We start from the raw sequence: 22,014 nt of genomic DNA, 5'->3' as shown, positions 1-22,014 counted from the left end.
GAAAAGTAAAAGTCTCAGCTAGCCCTTCACTGCGCCCGCCGTCAGGCCAGCCATGATGCGCCGCTGGAACACCAGCACCAGAATCACCAGCGGAATCGTCAGGGTAACCGAGGCGGCCATGATACTGCCCCACGGCAGCTCGAACTGCGTCTTGCCCTGGAAGGTTGCCACCGCCACAATAGCGGTACGCGCGCCACTACTGAAATCGAAGAAGTTCCCGGGGTTGCCGTAATCCTGCGTAAAGGTCAGCGCAAACAAGAACTCATTCCAGGCGTTGATAAACGCCAGCAGGCCAGTTGTAACCATCGCGGGCGCAGCCAGCGGCAGCAGCACCAGGCGGAAGGTTTGCAGCGGCGTGGCCCCGTCGACAAACGCGGCTTCTTCAAGCTCACCCGGCAGCGCGCGGAAGAAGCTCGTCAGCACCCACACGGTAAACGGCAGCGTGAACACCGTGTACGAGAAAATCAGCGCGCCGAGGCGATTGTACAGCCCCGCGCCAACGATCATCTGGTACAGCGAGCCCAGGATCGCGATCTGCGGGAAGGTCGTCATGCCCAGGATCATATACAAGATGAACGTGCGGCCACGGAAGCGCAGCCGGCCCAGCGCATATGCGCCAAGCGAGCCAAGGATCAGGGCCAGAATCACAGTCGACACAGTCACAATCACCGAGTTGCGCAGCGCCAGCGGAAACACCGGGTTCGCAAACACATCGCGGTAGTTCTGCAGCGTTGGGTTCTTCGGCCAGTAGGCCACTGGCGTATCGAACAGCTCGGTAGAGGGCTTGAGCGACGAAACGATCGCCCAGTAGAATGGAAACAGCGTATACAGCAGAATGATCACGATCAGGATCCAGAAGGCCACCCGACCGATCATTTCATTGCGTTTGCGGCGCTGAAACGACGCCGGAGTTACGGGAAGTGCTGCCATCTTAATCCTCCACTTGTATCAGGCGCGTATACACACCAACAATGATCATCAGGAAGATGAAAATGACAACGGCGATCGTGGCACCCTGGCCGAGGCGCGCGAGATCGATCATCGTCTGGCGGGCGAGGATGGAGAGCGTAATCGACTCTGGCGCGGTGCCTTTCACCACAAACGGCAGGTCGAACACGCGGAATGCGTCGAGCGTGCGGAAGATCAGCGCGACCATGAGCGCCGGCCGCAGCAGCGGCAGTGTCATCGACCAGAACTGCTGCCACCGCGATGCGCCGTCGATGTCGGCCGCCTCGTAGATATCGTCGGGGATGACCTGCAAGCCAGCGAGCAGCAGCAGTGCCATAAACGGCGTCGTCTTCCAGACGTCAATCGCGATCAGCGAGGGCAGCGTCAGCACCGGGTCGGCAACCCAGGCGAGCTTGTGATCGAGCAGGCCAAGCCGGGTAACCAGCAGATCGTTGATCACGCCAAACACGTCGTTATACATCCAGGCCCACATACGCGCCGAGACGACCGTAGGAATGGCCCAGGGGATCAGCATAGCGGTGCGCACCACGCCGCGGCCCTTGAAATTCGAGTGAATGGTGAGGGCGATAATCAGGCCCAGCACTGTTTCAAAGAACACCGAAAACACCGAGAATATTGCGGTGTTCCAGGTTGCTTGCAAGAACAGCCGGTCGGTGAGCAAATCGGTGTAGTTCGAAATACCAACGAAACTGACGGCGCGTGTGGTGCTGAGGCGCGCGTTGGTGAAACTGAGCAAAAAGGTACGTATGACGGGGTACAGCGCCACGATGCAGATGATAACGATCGTCGGCGCGGTCAAGATCCAGCCCAGGCGTTCGCGCCGGCGCCCTTCAGCGCTTTGTGGCGCTTCGAACAGGCGCCTGCGCGCAATTGCAGGCTGCTTCACATTGGCGACTTGCTGGCCCATATGCTCCTCCCATGGCTGCTTTGCCCGAGGTTGGACGGCTCCTCCCCCAGAGAGATACTATGCCAAGGCCCCGCTTCCGCGCGCGGCGGAAGCGGGGCGTGCGATCAGTTCGCTACTTGAGGATCTTCTGCAGATCGGTTTCGAGCTGTGCAACCGCCGTCTTGGAGTCTACCTGGCCGGTCAGGATCTGATTGACCGCCGTGAAGTAGGCCGTCGAAACGTCGTTGTACAGGTCGGCCGAAACCGTCGAAGGCCGCGCAACAGCGCCACCCGAGAACACCGGCAGCAGCGAGGTGTAGAACGGATTGGCCTTGATCACGTCGGCATCCTGGTAGGTGGCTGGCCGGGTCGGCAGCAGCGAGCGCTCGATCGCGTTGGATTTCTGCAGCTCGGCGCTGGTCATGTACTTGACGAACTCAATCGCGGCGTCCTTGTTCTTGGAGTTCTTGTTCACCATCAGCTGCCAGCCACCGAGCGTGTCGGCGTTGCGGGCCTTGTCGCCATCGCCCTTGGGCAGCGGAACGACGTCGAACTTATCCTTGAGCTTGGGGTCGGCCTGGCCGATCGAGTAGGCATACGGCCAGTTGCGCATGAAGGCGGCGTTACCGGCCTGCCACACACCGCGGGCCTCTTCTTCCTGGTAGCCGGTTACGCCCGTCGGCGAGATGGTGCCGATCCAGGCCTTGGCGCGGTCGAAGGCCGCGATCGCCTGCGGGTTGTTGATGCTGATGGTGCCGTCGGGCTCGATGATCGAGCCGCCACCGTTGGAAACCTGCCACTCCAGCGCGTCGCAGGTCAGGCCCTCATAGGCTTTGCCCTGCCACACGAAACCCCAGAAGTCGTTGTTGCCAGCGGCGCGCTCGCCATCCTGGATCTTCTTGGCATCGGCTTCGAGCTCGGCCCAGGTTGCGGGCGGGTTGGCAATGCCATACTTTTCGAGCAGGTCTTTGCGATAGTAGAGCAGGCCGGCATCAGTGAACCACGGAACGGCAACCAGCTTGCCCTGCACGGTGTTGTTGTCAACAATCGCCGGGAAGAAGTCGCTCTTGGCGCTTGGGAAGGCCGGGCTCAGGTCTTCGGCGAACTCAGCCATGATGCCAGGCCAGATCACGTCGATCTGGTACACGTCGATGTCCGACGAGCCGGCGCTGAGCTGCTGGCGATATTCGGCCAGGCGGTCGGTCGCGCTCTGCTGGCCGCGCACCACAGTGACGTTGATGCCAGTGGCTTCCGAGAACTTCTTGGCCGCAGCATCTTCGAATGGGGTGGTTGGGCCGTCGGCGCCGCCGATCCACTTGATCGACGCACCCTTGAGGTCGGTGCGCAGGCCCTGTGGCATCACGATAGTGCCGCCAAATTCGGTGGCTGGGGCAGCAGTTGCGGCGGCGGCGGCCGGGGCTTCGGTGGCGGCACCAGCAGCGGCCGGGGCTTCGGTGGCGGCAGCAGCAGCCGGGGCTTCGGTGGCGGCAGCAGCAGCCGGTGCAGCAGTTGCAGCACCAGCGGCCGGCGCGGCGGGAGCTTGTGTCGGGGTTGCGGCAGTACCACCACCGCAAGCAGCCAGGATCAGGCTGGCAAGCATCGCCAGCAGAGAGACCGAAAGACTCTTCTTGTACATTAGAGCTGTCCTCCTAACAGTCGTTGATACGAGGATGATGTAAAACCCCACCTTGGTTCAGCTCGGTAACTGGCCTCACCTCCTTCCATGCCTTGCGCACAAGAGCCGGCAAAAAAAGTGGATGCAATACGGCAAACCACTGCGCCGCGAGCGGCGGCCGGGTACGAATGTTGCTTGCGAATATGGTGCGATGTTTGGATGCGTGAAAGATGGTTTTCTAGGGTACGGCTGGCGTCGATTTTTGGATGACCAATTGTATCGCTGTTCGGGCCGTTTCGCGCTGCGTATTTTCGATCTGCCGCATGGCGCGGCTTCTTTGCCAATTGCCCATCCGGCGCGAATATCAGGCAGTTGCGCGCTGCATCAGCGTAAATTGCAGGTCGATCTGCTGCGCTGACATCCCTTCTTCGGTTATTTGCGCCAGCAGCAGCTCAACTGCCAAACGGCCGGATTCCCTGAGCTGCTGATGAATTGTTGTCAGGCCAATGAAGTCGGAAATGTGGATATCGTCGAAGCCCATCACCGCCAGATCGCCCGGCACGGCCAGGCCACGCTCGCGGGCCGCGCCAATAACACCAATTGCCTGTGTATCGCTGCCCGCGAAAATGACCTCGGGCGGCTCGGGCAGATCGAGCAGCGCACGCCCCTCCTGCCGGGCATGTTCCATACCAAACGGCGCAAGCCGAGCATAGGAGTCGGGCAGTTCAATGCCGGCCAAGGCCAGCGCCTGCCGAAATGCGCCAAGTTTCTGGTCTTCCAGCACGCCCACAAAATCGGGAATGTCTGTATCTCCGACAAAGCCAAAACGGCGATAGCCGCGCTCAAGCAAGTATTCCGCAGCCATACGCCCACCCGCAGTGTCGTCGTGCACAATACTGCTAACCGATTGGTTGAACATCTGGCCCGTCGAGACGATCTGCACGGTTGGCATGCGGAATTTCTGCAGGCGCTTGGCCGTTTCGTCGCCAAATGGCAGCCCAATGACGACGATACCATCAACGCGGCGCGTCAGCGGCAGGTTCGCAAGGTAGCCATCACGCTGCGCCGCCGATGCAACATCGTAGATCACCGGCTCGTAGGCTTGCCCAGCCAAAGCGGCTACAACACCGCGTAAACGATCAATAAACGAGTCGGAGGTAAAGAACGGCGTGAGGACGCCGATGCGTCCAATCCCTTTCCGTGCGCGCGCCTGTGCTTCGAATTTGGGGACAAAATTAAGCTCGTCGATGGCATTGAGAACACGCGCGCGCGTCTCCGGGCCAACTTGATCCGGAGAGTTGAGTACGCGCGAAACCGTCGCGATGCTAACACCAGCATGCCTAGAGACGTCATAAATCGTCGCGGCTGCCATACGTGTCACGCTGCTATTGACACAACAGTATTGGAGTGGCTAGAATGAAAGCTCTTACATCGTACACGACTGGTTAAGAATTGTCAAGCGCCAATCGACGCGTGCTCAGCGCGGGGAAAATGCTGCAGCAAAAACGACTGAATGAACTCTTGCGTTTCGCGTGCGTGGCGCTCGGGGTCGGTGGATTTGGGGGTTAGCTCGCGAAGCTCGGCGTGCGGAATAAGCTGCGCTATCGCCTCGCCATACGCGAATGGGTGAATGGGATCCTGACGATTCGCCAGCACCAGCGTCGGCACCGCAATCGCTTTCCATTCCTGGCGGTCGTGGCTGGGTGCGTCGCGCGGAATACGCTCCAGCTTTGCCACGGTTTCTTCGGCGCGCGGGTGCATAAACTGCCCGCGCAGCGACTTCGCAGCATCGGGCGCGGTGCGCGCAATCTCCAGGTATTCAGCCGTTTGGACGAATAGTTCCAGCCCGCGCTCTGCTCCGTTTTCGCGAATCAGCTGTGCGATCACCGGGTAGAGCGCCGCGTTGGGCGGCAGCGGCTGATCCAGCCAGGCCGGCCGCGACAGCACCAGGCCGCGCACGCGCTCGGGGCGGCGCAGCGCCATCATCAGCGCAACAGCCGCGCCCATCGAGATGCCGCCAATCACGACCTGCGGCAGCGCCAGATGATCGAGCAGCGCGCACAGGTCGTCGACAAACGCGGCCAGGCTAAACTTCTTCTCGTCGCCGAGCGGGCGCGTTTCGCCATGCCCACGGCACTCCATGGTCAGCAGCCGGTAGCCGGGCGGCGGCGCAAACAAGCCAAAGGTCTGGTTGGCATCGCCGCCCAAACCGTGCTGAAACACGAATGGAACGCCCTGGCCGGCATCACGGAAGTGAAACGCGATGCCGTCGCGCTGGAATGTGGGCATTAGCGAGCCTCCGCGCTGCCGAGCGCCACGCCCTTCTGGCGCAGAAACGCAACACACGCATCGACCTGTTCTTCGGCCAGCGCGTGCAGGACGAGCGGGCCGCGATAGCCCGCGCCGCGCAGCAGGGCAATGTAGTGGTCGTAATCGAGCAGCCCGGTGCCGGCGGCTTCGTGCCCGGCATCGCCGTCGCGGCTCAGGTCTTTGGCGTGGGCCAGCACAATGTCGTTGCCCAGCAGCGCAAACGCTTCTTCCAGGATCTCGCGCATGCGGGGCAATTCCCCCGCGTGAAACAGGTTCGCCCCATCCATCACAACCTTCAGCCGCGCCGACCCAATCGCATCCAGCAGCCGCCGCCCCTTCGCCGCCGAATCAATCACATTGCTCACTTCCGGCTCGAAGGCCAGCGTCACGGCGTGTTCCTCGGCAATCTGCACCATCTCGCGCAGCGATGCGACCATGTCGCGCCAGGCTTCGGGCGTGTCGTTGTCGGGGTGCCGCCGCCACATATTCTCGGGGTCGCGCGTGCCGGTGGAAAGGGTGATCACATCGGTTCCCAGCTCGTGGCAGGCCGCCGCCAGCACGCGCAGCCGGCGAATGCCAGCCTGGCGCTGCTCAACATCGGGGTGAATGACGTTGAATGTGCCCGAAACGGCGGCCATCGCAATGCCACGGTCGGCCAGCTCGCGCCGAATCGTGGCCGCCAGCGCCGGGTCGATCTGATCGGGCATGCTTGGCACGCCAGCGCAGGCCATGTTGAACTGAACTGCCCGAATGCCGTGTGCCGCCACCGCGTCGAGCGTTTCGGCCAGCGTTGGGCGCACAAAGGTTTTGGCGAAAATGCCGATCTGCATAAATTCTGAAGTCCTTTCTTTACCACCCCGGCAACACGCGGAAAAGCCTTCATTCTCTCGCTGTATGCTTCGGCTATTCTTTCAGATAAAAACTTGGTGTCTTTGTGTCTTGGTGGTTACTTTCTAGCAGCGGCTTATACCGCGCCCGAGACGTCGGCCAATCGCACGGCCGCGCCGGTTTCGGCCGAGCGCGCGATTGCGACCATGGCGCGCATAGCTGCAATTCCGTCGTCGATATTTGCGCCGTGCTGGGGTACACCATGCAGAATCGTGTCGGCAAAGCCTTCGATCTGGAGCTTGTAGGTGAACGAATCCTCGCCGAGTGGCCGGTGATACTGCCGGTCTTTGGTCGAAAAACACTCTACCGCGCTTGATTTGTGGTACCACGTCAGCGGAATTCTGCCGGTGACGCTGCCGTTCTCGCCAAACAGCTGAAAGCCTTCTTCGAAATCGCCGCGCACTGGAATGATCAGATCGATATGGCCGACGCTGCCATCGGCAAAATCGACCGCCACAAACCAGCAGTACGACTCGAAGCGCTCGACCAGCCGCGCCTGCACGCCCACAATTTCGCCGCCCAGAAAGCGCGTTGTATCCACCAGGTGGCTCGCGTGGCCAAGCACAAAGTAGCGGCGCTTGTCGGCCTTGGGGTTGCCGGCGGGGCGGCGTATCTGCGCGCTGGTTTGCATCAGCGGCTGGAGGTTATCAGTCATTGTGTAGCGGTACAGCGAGTCGTAGTACCAGGCCTTGAATGCCAGGCGCTGGCCAAGCTGTTCCTGCACAAACTGGCGCGCAAACGCAACGCCAGGGTCGAAACGCCGGTTATTGCCGATCTGAAACGCCAGCCTGGTGTCCTTTAGCTCGGTTCGCAGCGCCTCGCATTCTTCAATATCGACGCCCAACGGCTTCTCGACCAGCACGTGCTTGCCGGCGGCGATGGCTTTGCGGGCCAGCGGAATATGAAACTGGTCGGCGACGGCGATCAGCACCGCCTCGACTTCTGGGTCGGCCAGCATGGCATCATAGTCGGTATAGGTCGCGCGCGGGTCGTGAACTGCCGCCATCTTCGTCAGCAGATCCTCAGCCGCGTCGCAGATGGCGTATAGCTCGGCGTTGCGCGCCTTCCGGCACGCTTCGAAATGCCCGGCCTGCGCAATCGGCCCCGCGCCCAGCACGCCGATCCGCAGGAGTCGCGCTTCTTTGTTCATAATGCCCTCGATTCGTGGTCGTGAAATTCGTTCTGTACCACCAGCGATGCCGCCGCGCCAATCACGCCGGCGTTGTCGCCAAGCTGGGCCGCAGCAATCGGCACATCGCGGAATGGCGGCATGACGCGCGCGTCGACGCTTCGCCGAATGTGCGGCTCGAGCAGCGCCATATTCTGGCTGACGCCGCCGCCAATCGCCACGCGCTCGGGCGAATACAGCAGCAGCAGGTTGGTCACTCCAATGCCGATCCATTCGCCTTCGCGCTGCATCAGCGCGAGGGCGAGCGGGTCGCCGCGCTCGGCAGCGGCGGCAACATGCGCGCCGCGCACTGGCGCGCCGGCCGCGATCTCGCGAATGAGCGAGGGCTGGCCTGCCGCGAGCGCGTCGGCGGCGAACTGCGCCAGCGCCGTGCCCGAGGCCAGCGCTTCCCAGCAGCCACGATTGCCACAGGTGCAGGCTGGCCCATCGGGCAGAAGTGTCATATGCCCGACCTCGCCGGCCATGCCCTTGCGGCCAAGCAGCAGCTTATTGTCGACAATCACGCCGCCGCCAATGCCCGTGCTGATTGTGACATACACAAAATGCGCGCAGCCGCGCCCGCTGCCGAAGCGCCATTCGCCCAGCGCCGCCATATTGGCATCGTTCTGCAGATCGACATGCAGCCCGGTCTGTTCTTCCAGCAGGGCCTTCAGCGGAATATCGAACCAGCCAGCTATTGTTGGCGCACGCAGCGCGACCCCGGTGCGCAAATCCACTGGGCCGGGCGACGCAACCCCGACGCCAATGATCTCTTCTGGCGGAACATCGCCAACCATTGCCGCGATGAGCTGTTCGATCTGGGCGATCACATCCTGCGGGCCAGTGGTAGCGGTTGCAACGCGCTGGTGGGCGTGTATCTGGCCATCGCGGTCGATCCGCACGGCACGGATCTGGGTGCCGCCGAGGTCCACACCAATGCTGTAGTTCATAGGCTCCGCCCTTTACCCCGGTAAGAACGAACCGAGAAAAGGCGGGGTTCTGCGCAATGCAGAACCCCGCTTTCTGATATCCCGCAGGCTGCCGCCTAGCGGCACAGCTCCACCACCAGCACCTCCAGCCCAGCCTCGGCGTCGATTCGCCCGGTTTTGCTGGCATGATCAATCGCCAGCACCTGATCGTGCAGGTAGGCCAGCTCGGCATCGGTGAAGCCGCGCGCCTGATCGAGCGCTTTGCGCACGACAAAGGGGCGCTGGCCGAGCTTGGCGGCAATATCGTCGGGGCGCATGCGCTGCGTCGCCAGCTCTTTCACGCCCAGCAGAATGCGCACCTGCCGCGCGATCATAAACAGCAGGTAGGTGGCGGCCTGCCCGTCGTCGAGCAGGCGGCGCAGGCTTTGCAGCGCGGCATTGCGGCGGCGGGCGCTCAGCTCGTCGATAAACGCGAACAGGTTTTGTTCCTGCCCATCCTGCACCAGCAGATCGACCTGAGCCACGCCAATGCGCCCGCCCCGCCCAACAAAGCTGGCCAGCTTGCCCAGCTCGTTGATCAGCGCGCGCCCCTGCGTGCCGGCAAAGCTCACCAGCCGCTGCGCCGCCGCCGGCTCGATCGCCACGCCCAGGCTGCGGGCGCGGTCGCTCAGCCAGCGCAGCAGCTCGGCCCCTTCTTTGGGCAAAAATTCGCGCGTGTCGGCGGATTTTTTAAGGTAGGTGAAGATCGCATTGCGCTTGTCGATATCGTCATTTTCGACAAAGACCAGATCGCATGTGGCCGGCACGCGCTCCAGGTAGGCGCGCAGTTCGTCGCGCTCCTTGCCAGCCTTCTGGTGCTTCAGCAGGTCGTTCACCACCACCAGCCGCCGCTCCACCAGAAACGGAAATGCCTCGCAGGCGGCGATCAGCGCATCCAGCTTGAGCCGGCGGCCGTCGAGCGTGGCGATATTCAGCTCGGCAAGGTCGGGCGGGATGGCGCGCTTGAACTCGGCCAGCGCCTCGCTGCGCGCAAATTCCTCGGGGCCGTAGAGCAGGTAAATCATCGCATTTACGATTTACGATTTACGATTTACGAAAGCTCAATGCCAATCGTAAATCATAAATCTAAATCCAAAATCAAAAATCGAAAGCCCTACATCTGGCGCAGACGGGATCGTTTCGAACCTGCCAGAAAGCAGGTGGGTGCCCGCCCGCAGGCATCTGCGGCCCGCCGCATAACCTGCATTGGAGCAAGGCTCCCTTCGAAACTGTGTTGGATCGAAACAACACCCGCCCACGCTCAGCGCAGGGCACCGGGATGATAGCATGGGCGCAGGCTTTGCGCAACTTGTGTGGCCTGAAGTTGTTGGATGGTTTGGTTCTACGTATTGCAATTACACAACTTACGCGGTGGAGTTTTGGGGCGGCTTGCCGCCCTCCAAACCTCCCGCCGAGAAGATGGACAATACGCCACCCTCGTTCACTCTACCATGCCGATCGAACGCCACATGGCAAGCTCCTCGCTGTATCGGTTGTGCAGAACCTCGCACTGGGTATCAATGCGCATGCTTGACCGATCCTCAGGCGTATAGGCTGGCCATTCTGGCACTCCAACCGCAGCTGGTTTTCCTGTTCGGGCGAAACTTGTCCAGAATTCGGCCATTGTGTGCGATGCAACAAAACGGTTGGGGCGGTGGCCCGAGAGAAAACCGGGACTGTTTTGCGGGGTTTCGTTGTTGAACTTAAACGAGATATCCATTGCGTGCGGTGTGCCTACCGCATATTCCGTCCCTGGTATGGTCATCTCGGACTTATAGCCAAACTGGTACAGGTACACCGGCGCACCCTGTTGTGCCGCCTTCTTCTCGGCAATCTCGATCGACCCCAGGCCCATCATGGTGATGGAGGCAATCGCCACAAAGATATCTGGCGCGGTAGCATTGGGCATGGCGCGACGGTAGGTATCAGCTATCTGCCGCGCATCCGCCCCGTGCTGCGACTCGAGTTTTGCCTGGAGGCCGTTAAAGTCCAGCGTGAATGCGCTCGTATCTCCACGCTCCCATGCAAAAAATGTGTACTCGTCTTCATTCCAGCCGGTGATCAGCGGTTTATGGCGCGAAATGGCAGGTGCGGTCGGGTCGAACGGATGCGCGGGGAGAATTTCGCCATCTACCACCGGCCCGAAGCCGTGGATACGTGCCTCGGCGCTTCCCGCAGCCTTACGGCGCTGGTGTGGTGGTATCGGTGGGAATTGCGATTGGATGCGCAGCAGATCGGCAGCCGGCACGTCAAGTAATTTCCGCCAATCGTTCGGAGCGATGGTGAGTGCCTGCAAGACCAGCGAGGTCGTTTCGGCGGCCATCTCGCGCGTGAGCATGCGCACACCCGGCCCGCTTTCAATCGACGCCTTGCTGAAATAGGGCGCAGCCGCCGGCATCGCATACAGGCAGGAGGTCTTGGCACCTCCGCCCGACTCGCCAAAAATCATCACATTGTCTGGATCGCCGCCAAACCGGCCGATATGTGTGTTCACCCATTCCAGCCCCGCGACAATATCCAGCAGGCCCTGGTTGCCCGAGCCTGCGTACTCTTCGCCAGCCAACTCGTCGAGGTACAGAAAGCCCAACAAGCCTAAACGGTGATTGGTCTGCACTACCACAACATCGAAGTTGCGCGCCAGGTTTGTTCCATCCTGAGCAGCGGAACCTCCCGAGCCAATCACAAATCCTCCGCCGTGGCTATAGAACATCACTGGTCGCCGCTGATTGTCGGTCGCAGGAGTCCAGATATTCAGGAACAGGCAGTCCTCGGCAGGTTCCGGCTCATTCTGCCGAAATGGCTGGATGGCAGGCGCTCCCAGGTGCAGCGCATCGCGTACACCGGGCCATGGCTCCAGCTCAGCCGGCGCGCGAAATCGGCGGTCGCCCGAAACCCTGCCAGCATAGGGAATTCCTCGGAAGATCGTGACACCTTCGTGTCTGAGGCCGCGAATTGTGCCGTACGCGGTTTCAACGTCGATCGTATTCATGGTTGGTGCAATGCCTTTTTTTGCAGGAATCTCCAACAATTCTGGACGATCATTCTACCACTCTATGCGCCTGATCCCTTACCATGGCTCTCGAACAACAAACAGTGATTGGGCGTCGGGCAGGCGGCTGGGCTTTTCGCCAAGCGGAATGAAGATGCTTAAGCACTTCGCACCACACAATACGTTCGTTGTTCCGCGGCTTATGGGGAAAACAGGAAGGATAGGTTCACGATGATTCTCGAAGAAACATATACACTCTCGAATGGGGTCACGATTCCCAAGCTGGGGCTTGGCACCTGGTTTATTGCGAATGATGATGCAGGGCAGGCCGTGGTGGATGCGGTGAAGATTGGGTATCGGCACATTGACACCGCCCAGGCCTATGGTAACGAAGACGGCGTGGGGGACGGATTAAGAGCTTCTGGTGTGGCCCGCGACCAGATGTTTGTGACCACCAAACTTGCTGCGGAAGTCAAGGCATACGACGAGGCTGTCGCATCGATTGATGAGTCACTCCAACGTTTGGGGCTGGACTACATCGACCTGATGATCATTCACAGTCCGCAGCCCTGGCAGCAGTTTGGCGATCGCAATCGCTACTTCGAGGGGAACCGTGAAGCATGGCGCGCGCTTGAGGAAGCGTACACAGCGGGCAAGCTGCGCGCGATCGGGCTGTCGAACTTCGAGCAGCACGACATCGACAACATCCTTGGCTCGTGCTCCGTCGCGCCCATGGTGAACCAGATTCTGGCGCATATCAGCAACACACCGGCAGCCTTGATTGACTACTCCCAGAGCAAGGGCATTCTGGTTGAGGCATATTCGCCAATCGCCCACGGCGAGTTAATGAAGAACCAGGAGGTCGCGAGCATTGCCGAGGGCTATGGCGTGTCGATCCCGCAATTGTCGATTCGCTACACCTTGCAGCTTGGTCTGCTGCCCTTGCCTAAGACCGCAAACCCGGCACATATGAAAAGCAATGCCGCGGTGGATTTCGTGATCTCGGACGCGGATATGGACACCCTGCGAAACGTGAAGCGTATCGAGGATTACGGAGATGCCAGCATGTTCCCAGTCTATGGCGGAAAGCTGAATGGGTGATGGTCTTCAATGAACGTGCGGCGCCTCAAACATACCGCGCCTACTCCATCACTTCGGCGCCAGCATTGCCGCCCGCGCGCGGATTGCCCACGAAAAATGCCAGCACAAACGCGCCGACAATGGTTCCCGTAATCAGCAGCAGCGCGTCGCGATAGGCCATCACCGTGGCCTGCAGGCGCAATTGCAGCACCACCTGCCGCAGCAACTGCGCCTGCACTGGCAGCGTCCACCGGCCCTGAATGGCGGCCTGCGCCACCGCGCCGCTCAGGTAGGAATACAGCGGCGACGACTGCGTGACCTGCTCGGCAAGGTGGGCGTAGTGCGGTATGGTGCGATCCTTGACGTAGGTAGCAAGGAACGAGGTAATAAACGCCGACGAGACCTGGCGCTGGAGTGTGAAGAACGAGGAACCACGCGCCAGCTTCGCACGCGGCACGTCGCTCAGCGCGATCACGCTGGCGGGCTGGCTGGCGAAGCCGATGCCAATGCTGCGCCCGATCAGCCAGATCTGCAGCAGGCGCGTCGGTGTGGTAAGCGTCAGGCCCGAAAGCAGGTAGCTCGCCACGCCCAGCGCCACCAGGCCGATCAGGATCGAATATTTCGGCCCAAAGCGGTCGGTTGCGAAGCCCGAAAGCGGCAGGGCGATCAGCGTCACCAGCGAGGACGGCAGCAGCACCAGGCCAGCCTGCTCGGGGTTCAGGCCGCGCAGCACCTGCAGGTATTGCGGCACCAGAAACAGCGCGCCGAACAAGGCCAGCGTTGTGGCGATCGTGATCAGCAGCGCACTGGTCCAGTTCCAGCTTCGGTAGAGTCGCACATCCAGCAGCGGGTCGGGCGTGCGCAGTTCGACAATCACCAGCGCAACCAGGCAGAGCAGGCCAAAAATCCCAAAGCCCAGCACCCTGGTCGATCCCCAGCCGTCGCTGGCCGCCTCGCCCACGTCATACACCAGCGACGCAAAGGTCAGCGTCGAAAGCGTCAGGCCGGGGATATCGAGCCGCGCCCGCTCGTTCACGCGCCCACGCCGCAGCAGAATGGCGCACATAAACAGACCCACAATGCCAATTGGCACGTTCAGGTAGAAAATGATGCGCCAGCTGAAATATTGCACAATGTAACCGCCCAACGTTGGCCCCAGCGCGGGCGCAAGCAGCACCGGCACGCCAATCGCGGCCTGGCTGCGCCCGCGCTCGGCGGGCGGGAACACGGCGTACACCTGTGCGATGCCGATTGGCAGCAGCGCGCCGCCGCCCAGACCTTGCAGAATGCGGAAGAAGACCATGCTGCTAACATTCCACGAGATTCCGCACAGCATCGAGGCGAGCGTAAACAGCGCCAGCGAGATCATGTAGATCCACTTGGTGCCAAAGCGGTCGGCCAGGTAGCCAAACAGCGGCACGCTGACCGTCTGCGCGAGCGTGTAGGCGGTCACCACCCACTGGATGTCGTTCAGCGTCGCACCGAAGACGGCCTGGAGCTTGGGCAGCGCAATATTCACCACAGTCTGGTCGAGCACGGCCATAAACAGGCCGAAGATAACGGCGATGGTGACCAGCCATTTGTATTCCAGGCCCAGAAAGTTTCGTGCCGCCGGCTGGCCGCCAGCGCCCGCGCGAATTGTTTCAGCAGCGCTCATCGCCGCGTCTCCTGCTTATCGCTGCGAGCAGAATAACCAAGCCACAGAGCACACGGAGATCATAGAGGACGAAACGATTTTCAGCCCTCCGTATGATCTGTACGGCATCGCTCATTCGCTTTGTGCTCGTCGGAAACTGTATCGCAGCCCGATTGCTTGCTTGCCCATTCCCCCACGCCCCATCCTCCATCCCCTGTGCCGCAGGCGCTAGGCCGTGCGAATGCGTACATAGGCGTTTTCGCCGGGGTAGAGGCTGGTGCCAGAGGTTGAGCCAATGCTGATATGCACCTCGATGCGCTGCGTGACTTTGGTGAAATTGCCGGTCGAGCGGTCGGTGCTTGGGATGATCGCGAAGGAACTGGCCGTCGCGGGCAATACTTCGCTGACCGTGCCCTGATAAACGTTCCCGCCAGTCGCGTCAACCGTCACTTCAACCGGCTGGCCAGCGCGCACGCGCCCGATCTCGCTTTCGTCGATGTAGGCAGTAATGCGCATGGCATCGAGATTCGCCACGTAGGCAATTGCCTGCGCCTGCGCGACAACCTGCCCTTCCTTGCCATCCACGCGCAGGATGGTGCCGTCGATTGGCGAGGTAATGGAGGTGTAGACGGTGCCAGTGGCGGGCTTGATCTGCCCAAGTACCTGGCCGGCGCGCACTCGGTCGCCCGGCTTGATGCGCCAGGTTTCCAGCGTACCCGAGGCGAGCGGCGCAACCGACACCATGTTCGAATCGACCAGCGCGTCGTCCGAGCTGACGTAGAGCGTGCTGTTCAGGTAATAGGTGTAGCCAAAGCGCGCAAGCACGCCAAGCACGATCAGCCCGACAACGGCCAGAATAATCGGTCGCGCGCGCCGCCGTGGCCGGGGTCGCGGCACGCTGGCTGCTTCGGTTGGAACCGTTTCAGTGGTCATAGCCATCTCCGGCATAGTCGCGCTATGCAGCGATACGCCAGCCGCTCTCCAGCAGAGCAGCCGTGCGCCGAAGCAGGCGCGATCAAGAGCTTTTGGGAATCGAAGAAGTGGTTTCGGCCTTTGCTGTTGCGGCAAGCGCCACAATGCCCAGGTGCAGCGCAGCAAGCGTGGCGTCGTCGAGCTGGGCCAGCCAGCGCTGCATCGGCTCGACCCGCACCTCGCGCAGCTTCTCAACCAGCTCGTTCCCTGCGGGCGATAGCTCGGCCAGCGTGCGTCGCCGGTCGATTTGATCTTCGGTGCGGTCAATATAGCCGCTCTGCACGAGCCGATCGACGAGGTGGCTGGCGGTGGGCTGGCCGATGCCCAGCGCCTCGGCAATCTGGCCAATCGGCAGCGCGCCCGCGTCGTAGAGCGTGATCAGCGTTTTGAGCTGCGCCATCGACAGATCAAGCTCGACCCAGATCTGCCGCGACGAGGCGCTGATTGCACGACTAATATTCTGCTGCTCCCGAAGAATCGCCGCGATCACGGCTGTGCGTTCACCCGCCATGCTTGCTCCTTTTGTTCGTTGCGGCAGAGTAACGCATTCCATCGATGTTGTCAATATATTCTATGTTATCGAATATATTGCGTTTACACCCGCCGCAGGATGTGCAGCAGGTATTCCTTGCGATTGAGCGGGTTGTGATCCGAGCGCGGGCGGGTGGGCGGCTCGCCGCGCAGGGGCGCGTAGTGATCGAACGCGCTTTCGAGCACGCCTTCGCCGCGCGTCAGGCCGGGCAGTTGCTGCTGAAGCGCGTGCACCTCCGCCGCCGGGATGTCGCCGTCGAGCAGGCAGACCGTGCCGCGCATCACCGGCGCATCGGGAAGGGCGCGCAGCCGTGCCAGCACGGGCAGCATCGGGCCAAATGTGTCGGCGGGAATTTCGAGGTGAAAGCGGTGCATTGGCTCGCATACCTCGGTGCCGGCCTGCTGCAACGCCGCCATCAGCACCAGCGGCATCAGCAGGCGGAAATCGCGGGCCGTGCTCGAAGGGGCAGTGTAGCCCGACTGGGTCAGTGTGGCTTTGCAGTCGATCACCTGCCAGCCATACAGCCCTTGCTGAAGTGTTTCCTGCGCGGTTTCTTCCAGCGCCTGCTGAAATGCCTCGAAGGTTTTGTAGACGTACAGCGGCACGGTTTCCGGCCTGACATCGGTTGCCAGCACAATGCCTGAATTCGCTGGCCCCGGCTCGACGCGCAGACCAAGCGTTGCAAGAAAGGGGTTGCCATCTTTGCCAAGCAGTTCGAGCGCTGCGCCCGTGCCAACCAGCCGCTCCACACAGATCGTCGTTGTTTCGAGAAACTCGACCGCGATGCCATAGTCGTCGGCCAGCGTGGCCTGCACCACTTCCTTCTGCACCTCGCCGTAGAGCGACACGAACAGCTCCTGCCGCAGCTCGTCGCGCCGCACGTTGATCAGCGGGTCCTGCTCGGCGAGCTGGGTGAGCGCGGCGTGGAGTGCGCGGCGCTCGCCCGCGTGGCGCGGCACCACCAGCGTTTCGAGCGTTGGCGGGGCGAACCAGTGCTGTTGCGCGCCGGGCCGCGCCACGCCAATCGTGTCGCCAATCTGAATGTTGCCCAGCCCCCACAGCTTGCCAATCTGCCCGGCGGCGACTGCGTGCGCCTGCGTTGCCGCGCCGTGCTCGAACACGCCCAACGCAGTTACGCGCCCTTCCTTGCCATTGCCGAACACGAGCCGCTCGCGCACACGCAGCGTGCCAGCATACATGCGTACATAGGCGATCTTCTCGCCAGCCGGCCCGCGCTCGACTTTGAAGACCGTGCCGGCGAGCGGGCCGTCGGCATCGCCGTCGCGGGCTGGCAGCAGCTCCTTGATGCCGTCAATCAGCGCACCCACGCCCGCGCCCGTGATTGCTGAGCCGACAAAGACGGGGTGTACCAGCGCCTGCCGGGTTTGTGCTGCAAGCTCGTGGCGCAGCCGCTCGTAGGAAACAGCCCGCTCGTCGGCGACGTAGGCCGCCAGCAGCGCATCGTCGCGCTCGGCCAGCAGCTCCACAAGCAGGTTTGCAAACTGGGCATCGGCGGGGCCAAATGGCACGGCCTGCGCATCGCGCGAGCCTGTTTCAACCGCATAGCTCAGCGCGACAATCGCGGGCGATAGGCGCTCGCGGACGCTGGCCAGCACGCGCTCGACATCCGCGCCGCGCCGGTCGATCTTGTTGATGAACAGGAGCGTTGGGATGCGCAGGCGCTGCAACACCCGCATCAGCACGCGTGTCTGCGCCTGCACGCCCTCGACCGCCGAGATCACCAGCACCGCGCCGTCGAGCACACTCAGCGCCCGCTCGACCTCGGCAATGAAATCGGGGTGGCCGGGCGTGTCGATCAGGTTCACAGTCACATCACCAATGGCAAACGACACCACCGCCGCCTTGATTGTGATGCCGCGCTGGCGTTCCAATGCCATGGTGTCGGTTTGCGTGCTGCCCGCATCGACGCTGCCGACCCGGCTGATCACGCCCGTGGTGAACAGCAGCCGCTCGGTCAGGCTGGTTTTGCCGGCGTCGACATGTGCCAGAATGCCCAGGTTCAAGTAGCTCATTGGCGCTCGCTTTCGTTCGGCTCGCCGGCCCACAGCGCGCGCATTTCCTCCGACGTCGCCAGCAGCTCGTCCAGCGTGCCTGTGGCCTCCACGCGCCCATCTTTCAGCACCACAATGCGATCTGCCCGCCGCAGGGCCGCGTGCCGGTGCGACACAGCAAGGACGGTTGGCAGTCGCCAGTTGGCAGTTGGCAGTGTGCCGTTATGGCTTGCCTGCTGACTGCCGACTGCCAACTGCTGACTGCTGATGCGCTCCCACAGCTCCCGCTCGGTCGCCACATCCAGCGCGCTCGACAGGTCGTCGATCACCAGCAGTTCGGCGTTGCGCACGAACATCCGCGCCGCCGCTGCGCGCTGCACCTGCCCGCCCGAAAGCGTCACGCCACCGCTGCCAACCAGGGTGTCCAGCCCGTGTTCCAGCGCATCGAGGTCGTGTTCGAGCACTGCGCTGCGTACAGCCGTTTCCAGCGCCGGGCTGTCGGGCAGGCCGAGCAGGATGTTTGTGCGCAAGGTTTCGTTGAACAGGCGCGGCACCTGCGCGGTGTAGGCGGCGCGCGGCGGCACAAAGAACGCGCCCGCATCGTCCACAGGCTCGCCATTCCAGCGAATTTCGCCCGCGTTGCGCGGCAGCAAGCCCAGCAGCGCGCGCAGCAGCGTGGTTTTGCCCGCGCCCACGCGCCCGGTCACAACCGTCAGCGTGCCGCGCGCAAGCCGCAGGTCGATGCCCTCGATGCCGCGCCCGCCGTCGCGGTGGCGGTAGGTGATTCCTCTGGCTTCCAGCAGGTTCGGGGTTTTGCCACCAAGACTCGAAGGCTCGAAGGTTTCGGAAAAACTTTTCTCCGCTCTTCGTGTCTTCGTGTCTTCGTGGTTACGGTTCCCACCGTCTGTACTTTGTGTCTTCGTGCCTTCGTGGTTAACGTTCCCGCCCATCGGCAATTCGCCACGCAGGAAGAGCGGTGCCGACGCGACCAGCGCCTCGGGCGGCGCATCGCCGAGCAGCGCGTCCATACGCGCAAATGCCACGCCGGTCTGGCCGTAGTGCGCCAGAAATTTGCCCAGGCTGTCGGTGAAACTGGCAATGACGCCCAGGTACGACACGAACAGCACGAAATCGCCGACGGTCAGGCTTGCGTCGAGCAGGCCAGCCGCCGCCATCAGCATGATCAGCCCGGTGCCGATGCTGACCGTGTTTGCGGTGATCGCGTCCAGCGCCTGCGTCACCAGCCGATCCGCCAGAATAGTGTTGCGGCGGCGCTCGTTGAGGCTGCGAAAGTGCGCCACAATCCGCGCTTCCGCGCCAGCCGCCTGCACGGTGGTCACCGCCGCTACAATGTCGCCAATCGCGCCGGTGACATGGCTGGTGGCCTGGCTGCTGGCCTCGCGGTAGCGGCCAAGCGCCGCGCTGGCCCGCCGCGCAACCACCGTCACGATCAGCAGGGGCAGAATGCACACCAGCGTCATGCGCGCGTTGGTGTAGAGCAGTACCAGAAACGCCACCGCTGCAAAGACCCCGTGCACAGTAATTTCATCCGACCAGTCCACGCTATCTTCGGCCTGGTAGGCGTCGTCGCGGAAGCGGCTGATCGCCTCGCCAACGGCAAAGGGCAGCGCGGCGGCACCGGGCCGGTTCAGAACGTGTTGCAGCAGGTTGCGGCGCAGCAAGCCGCTCATGGTGAAGCGCGTGGAAATTTCAACCGAGCCGGCGATCAGCCACAGCGCCGATTGGCCAAGCGCCAGCGCGGCGAGCAGCAGGAGCAAGCCGGTGATGCCGATCGGCACCGGCGCCGCCCCAGTCAGCGTGTCGAAAAACGCCCGCGCGAGAAGGCCCGGCAGCAGGCCCGAGAGGTCCATCAGGCCCCACAGCGCGGCGTGTGAGAAATACAGATGCGGCGCATTGCGAATCATGCCCGCCAGGTAGCGCCAGGTTGGCAGTGGTCTCATAGCAGCACCTCCTCGGCGGCAACGCGCAGCAGCGCGGCAAAATGCGAATCGGGGTCGCTGGCAAGCGCGTGGCGCGGGCCATACTCGCGCGCACTCCCATTTTCGAGCAGCAGAATGTCGTCGGCAAAGGCGACCGTGTCGAGCCGGTGGGCGACGATGATGCCAGTTCGCCCCGCCAGCAAACGTTCCAGCGCGGTGTGCACCAGCCGCTCGGTGGCCGGGTCGAGCCGCGACGACGCTTCATCCAGAATGATCACGTCGGGGTCGCGCAGAAAAATGCGCGCGCAGGCCAGCACCTGCGCCTGCCCGGCCGAAAGGCCCACGCCGCCCGCGCCAATCACGGTGTCGAGGCCGCGCGGCAATTCCGCGAGCCAGCCGCCCAAACCGAGTGTGCCGAGCACTTCGCAAAGCTTTGCGTCCGGCACCGTTGGGTCGAACAAGGTCAGGTTGTCGCGCACGCTGGCGCTGAACAGATGCACGTCCTGCGTCACCAGCCCAATGCGCGAGCGCACGGCAGCGAGCGTCACATCGCGCAGATCGACGCCACCGAGCCGCACCGCGCCCGCGCCCGGGTCGTAGAAGCGCGGCAGGAGGCGCGTGAGCGTGGTTTTGCCGCTGCCCGTGCGCCCAACCACGCCCAGCACGCGCCCCGGCGCAATGCGCACAGTCACGTCGCGCAGGGCCTCGCCGTGCTCGCCATACGCGAACGAAACGTGGTCAAGCTCGATGGTCAGGCGACCGGGCGGCAGCGTCTCGCCGGGGCCGTCGTGCAGACGCGGCGCGGTGGCAAGCAGCGCCTCGATCCGCCCGATGCTGGCGTCGGCCTGCTGCAAATCCTGCACCTCGTTGCGAAGTTGTTCAGTTGGGCGGCGCAACATGTCGGTGTAGCGAAAGATCAGGTAAACCGTGCCAAGCGTCAGCGTGCCTGCGCGAAACAGCATTGCGCTGAGCGCAAAGGCGGCGACGGTGCCAAGCGCGAACAGGCCGTGGCTCGAGGCCACCAGCGCATAGCCGCGCATGCCCGCCCGGCGCGTAACAACCAGCCATGCGCGCATCAGCTCCGCGCAGCGGCGCAGCACAAACGCGCCCGCGCCGCTGGAGCGCACATCTTCCAGCCCGGCCAGATAATCGCCCAACCAGCCGTAAAAATCGGCGCTGGCCTGGCGTTCGGCTGCCCACAGCGGCGTGGCAGCGGCACGAATGCGCAGCATCACAAAGAGCGCGAACAGCACAAACACGCCCAGCCCCAGCCCCACGCGCCAATCCACAACCATGAGCAGCACGAGCACGCCCAGGATCAGCGCGCCATTGCCCAGCACCGAAACAACAAAGCGCGAGAAGAAGCGCGCCAGCGTGGCCACATCGCCGTCGGCGCGCTCGATCAGCTCGCCGGGCGTGTGCGCGTTGTGGTAGGCCGCGTCGAGCCGCAGCAGGTGGGCCAGCAGGTCGGCGCGCAGGGCGTTGGTCGCGCCCCAGCCGACGTGCTCGGCCAGGTAGGTTTCGGCCACGGCCATGCCCTGCGCCACCAGCGCCAGAGCCATGGTCACAAATGCCAGCATAACCAGTTCGCGCAGCGCGCCGCCACCAGTTGCACGGTCGATAAAGCGCCCGGCGACGAGCGGCACAGCCACCTGCACCGCGATGGTGCCGCCCAGCACCAGTGCCAACAGCGCCATACGCGCCCACTGCGGGCGCAAGTAGCGCGCGAGTAATTGCCAGTATCGATTGAGCGTGCGAAACGAGCGCAAACGCGCCTCCTTGAAAACTACAAATCAAGCTAAGTACTCTGGAAAATACGTTCTTTCATACAACGGGCAAGCTTCCAGGAAGCTTATCTGGTTATCAGATTGAAGCAAAACTGGCTTCAGCTTCCTGGAAGCTGAGTGCAAGGAAATGTATTTTCCAAAGTACTAATCATTTCCAGCCAAAAAAAGATCGCATTGGCTCCAGAGCCGCTTGCGCCGCCAACACAAAAAGCCACAGGTCGCCCTGTGGCCGCGCACAAGAACGGCCACAGGCGGAACACCC

Annotated in this window: 18 protein-coding genes, 1 other RNA gene and 1 pseudogene; 2 read left to right on the top strand and 18 right to left on the bottom strand. The window is 62.6% G+C overall.

Annotation, left to right across the window (positions count from 1 at the left end; translation table 11 throughout):
- Positions 1–18: 18 nt before the first annotated feature.
- From M1P90_RS07920 to M1P90_RS07910, 3 genes are all read right to left on the bottom strand, one after another.
- The gene (locus M1P90_RS07920; protein ID WP_483702066.1) at positions 19–930 is read right to left on the bottom strand and encodes a carbohydrate ABC transporter permease; all 912 of its coding nucleotides are present in this window, start codon (positions 928–930) and stop codon (positions 19–21) included.
- A 1-nt stretch (position 931) separates the two neighbouring features.
- Positions 932–1,876: a carbohydrate ABC transporter permease gene (locus M1P90_RS07915; protein ID WP_483702065.1), complete on the bottom strand. Its 945-nt coding sequence runs from the start codon at positions 1,874–1,876 to the stop codon at positions 932–934.
- A 112-nt stretch (positions 1,877–1,988) separates the two neighbouring features.
- Entirely contained in the window at positions 1,989–3,491 is a 1,503-nt protein-coding gene (locus M1P90_RS07910) for an ABC transporter substrate-binding protein (protein WP_483702064.1), read from the bottom strand.
- Between the two features lie 121 nt (positions 3,492–3,612).
- Here M1P90_RS07910 and M1P90_RS07905 point away from each other — a divergent pair, with 121 nt between their 5' ends.
- Positions 3,613–3,888 carry a hypothetical protein gene (locus M1P90_RS07905; protein ID WP_483702063.1) on the top strand — a complete coding sequence of 92 codons (276 nt, stop codon included), beginning with the start codon at positions 3,613–3,615 and terminating at the stop codon, positions 3,886–3,888.
- On the opposite strand, the gene M1P90_RS07900 is transcribed toward M1P90_RS07905, so the two are convergent.
- The 9 genes and pseudogenes from M1P90_RS07900 to M1P90_RS07860 all read right to left on the bottom strand — a co-directional run bounded on the left by M1P90_RS07900 (position 3,835) and on the right by M1P90_RS07860 (position 11,793).
- Positions 3,835–4,584, bottom strand: a complete 750-nt coding sequence (locus tag M1P90_RS07900) for a LacI family DNA-binding transcriptional regulator (protein WP_483704624.1) — start codon at positions 4,582–4,584, stop codon at positions 3,835–3,837. The two genes, M1P90_RS07905 and M1P90_RS07900, sit on opposite strands and share 54 nt — an antisense overlap.
- 123 nt (positions 4,585–4,707) lie before the next feature.
- A pseudogene (locus tag M1P90_RS07895) lies at positions 4,708–4,842 on the bottom strand (LacI family DNA-binding transcriptional regulator); the annotation flags it as partial.
- A gap of 83 nt (positions 4,843–4,925) precedes the next feature.
- Positions 4,926–5,759, bottom strand: coding sequence for an alpha/beta fold hydrolase (locus M1P90_RS07890; RefSeq protein ID WP_483702062.1), 834 nt, complete (start codon positions 5,757–5,759; stop codon positions 4,926–4,928).
- Positions 5,759–6,610, bottom strand: a complete 852-nt coding sequence (locus M1P90_RS07885) for a sugar phosphate isomerase/epimerase family protein (RefSeq protein WP_483702061.1) — start codon at positions 6,608–6,610, stop codon at positions 5,759–5,761. Before M1P90_RS07885 ends, M1P90_RS07890 begins: the two co-directional genes overlap by 1 nt.
- Before the next feature lie 134 nt (positions 6,611–6,744).
- Positions 6,745–7,818, bottom strand: coding sequence for a Gfo/Idh/MocA family protein (locus M1P90_RS07880; protein ID WP_483702060.1), 1,074 nt, complete (start codon positions 7,816–7,818; stop codon positions 6,745–6,747).
- On the bottom strand, positions 7,815–8,786 hold the full coding sequence (locus M1P90_RS07875; protein WP_483702059.1) for an ROK family protein: 972 nt from the start codon (positions 8,784–8,786) through the stop codon (positions 7,815–7,817). Before M1P90_RS07875 ends, M1P90_RS07880 begins: the two co-directional genes overlap by 4 nt.
- Before the next feature lie 95 nt (positions 8,787–8,881).
- Entirely contained in the window at positions 8,882–9,829 is a 948-nt protein-coding gene (gene holA / locus M1P90_RS07870) for a DNA polymerase III subunit delta (protein ID WP_483702058.1), read from the bottom strand.
- An 82-nt stretch (positions 9,830–9,911) separates the two neighbouring features.
- A non-coding RNA gene (gene ssrS / locus M1P90_RS07865) (6S RNA) lies at positions 9,912–10,080 on the bottom strand.
- 165 nt (positions 10,081–10,245) lie between these two features.
- A complete protein-coding gene (locus M1P90_RS07860; protein ID WP_483702057.1) occupies positions 10,246–11,793 on the bottom strand; it encodes a carboxylesterase/lipase family protein in 1,548 nt (515 codons plus the stop codon).
- A gap of 231 nt (positions 11,794–12,024) precedes the next feature.
- On the opposite strand from M1P90_RS07860, the gene M1P90_RS07855 reads away from it, so the two are divergent.
- Positions 12,025–12,894 (top strand): aldo/keto reductase, encoded by an 870-nt coding sequence (locus M1P90_RS07855; protein WP_483702056.1) that lies wholly within the window; start codon positions 12,025–12,027, stop codon positions 12,892–12,894.
- A 40-nt stretch (positions 12,895–12,934) separates the two neighbouring features.
- Here M1P90_RS07855 and M1P90_RS07850 read toward each other — a convergent pair whose 3' ends face one another.
- The 6 genes from M1P90_RS07850 to M1P90_RS07825 all read right to left on the bottom strand — a co-directional run bounded on the left by M1P90_RS07850 (position 12,935) and on the right by M1P90_RS07825 (position 21,734).
- Entirely contained in the window at positions 12,935–14,530 is a 1,596-nt protein-coding gene (locus tag M1P90_RS07850) for a DHA2 family efflux MFS transporter permease subunit (RefSeq protein WP_483702055.1), read from the bottom strand.
- A gap of 207 nt (positions 14,531–14,737) precedes the next feature.
- Positions 14,738–15,442, bottom strand: a complete 705-nt coding sequence (locus tag M1P90_RS07845) for a hypothetical protein (RefSeq protein ID WP_483702054.1) — start codon at positions 15,440–15,442, stop codon at positions 14,738–14,740.
- An 82-nt stretch (positions 15,443–15,524) separates the two neighbouring features.
- A complete protein-coding gene (locus M1P90_RS07840; RefSeq protein WP_483702053.1) occupies positions 15,525–15,992 on the bottom strand; it encodes a MarR family winged helix-turn-helix transcriptional regulator in 468 nt (155 codons plus the stop codon).
- A gap of 83 nt (positions 15,993–16,075) precedes the next feature.
- Positions 16,076–18,046: a GTP-binding protein gene (locus M1P90_RS07835; protein ID WP_483702052.1), complete on the bottom strand. Its 1,971-nt coding sequence runs from the start codon at positions 18,044–18,046 to the stop codon at positions 16,076–16,078.
- Entirely contained in the window at positions 18,043–19,986 is a 1,944-nt protein-coding gene (locus M1P90_RS07830) for an ATP-binding cassette domain-containing protein (protein ID WP_483702051.1), read from the bottom strand. The genes M1P90_RS07835 and M1P90_RS07830 overlap by 4 nt, the downstream gene beginning before the upstream one ends.
- The gene (locus tag M1P90_RS07825) at positions 19,983–21,734 is read right to left on the bottom strand and encodes an ABC transporter ATP-binding protein (RefSeq protein ID WP_483702050.1); all 1,752 of its coding nucleotides are present in this window, start codon (positions 21,732–21,734) and stop codon (positions 19,983–19,985) included. Before M1P90_RS07825 ends, M1P90_RS07830 begins: the two co-directional genes overlap by 4 nt.
- Positions 21,735–22,014 lie beyond the last annotated feature (280 nt).

It is taken from the genome of Kouleothrix sp. 19917 (genome assembly GCF_057073505.1).
The sequence above is the reverse complement of the archived record's forward strand: the minus strand, read 5'-3'. Positions and strand labels throughout refer to the sequence as shown.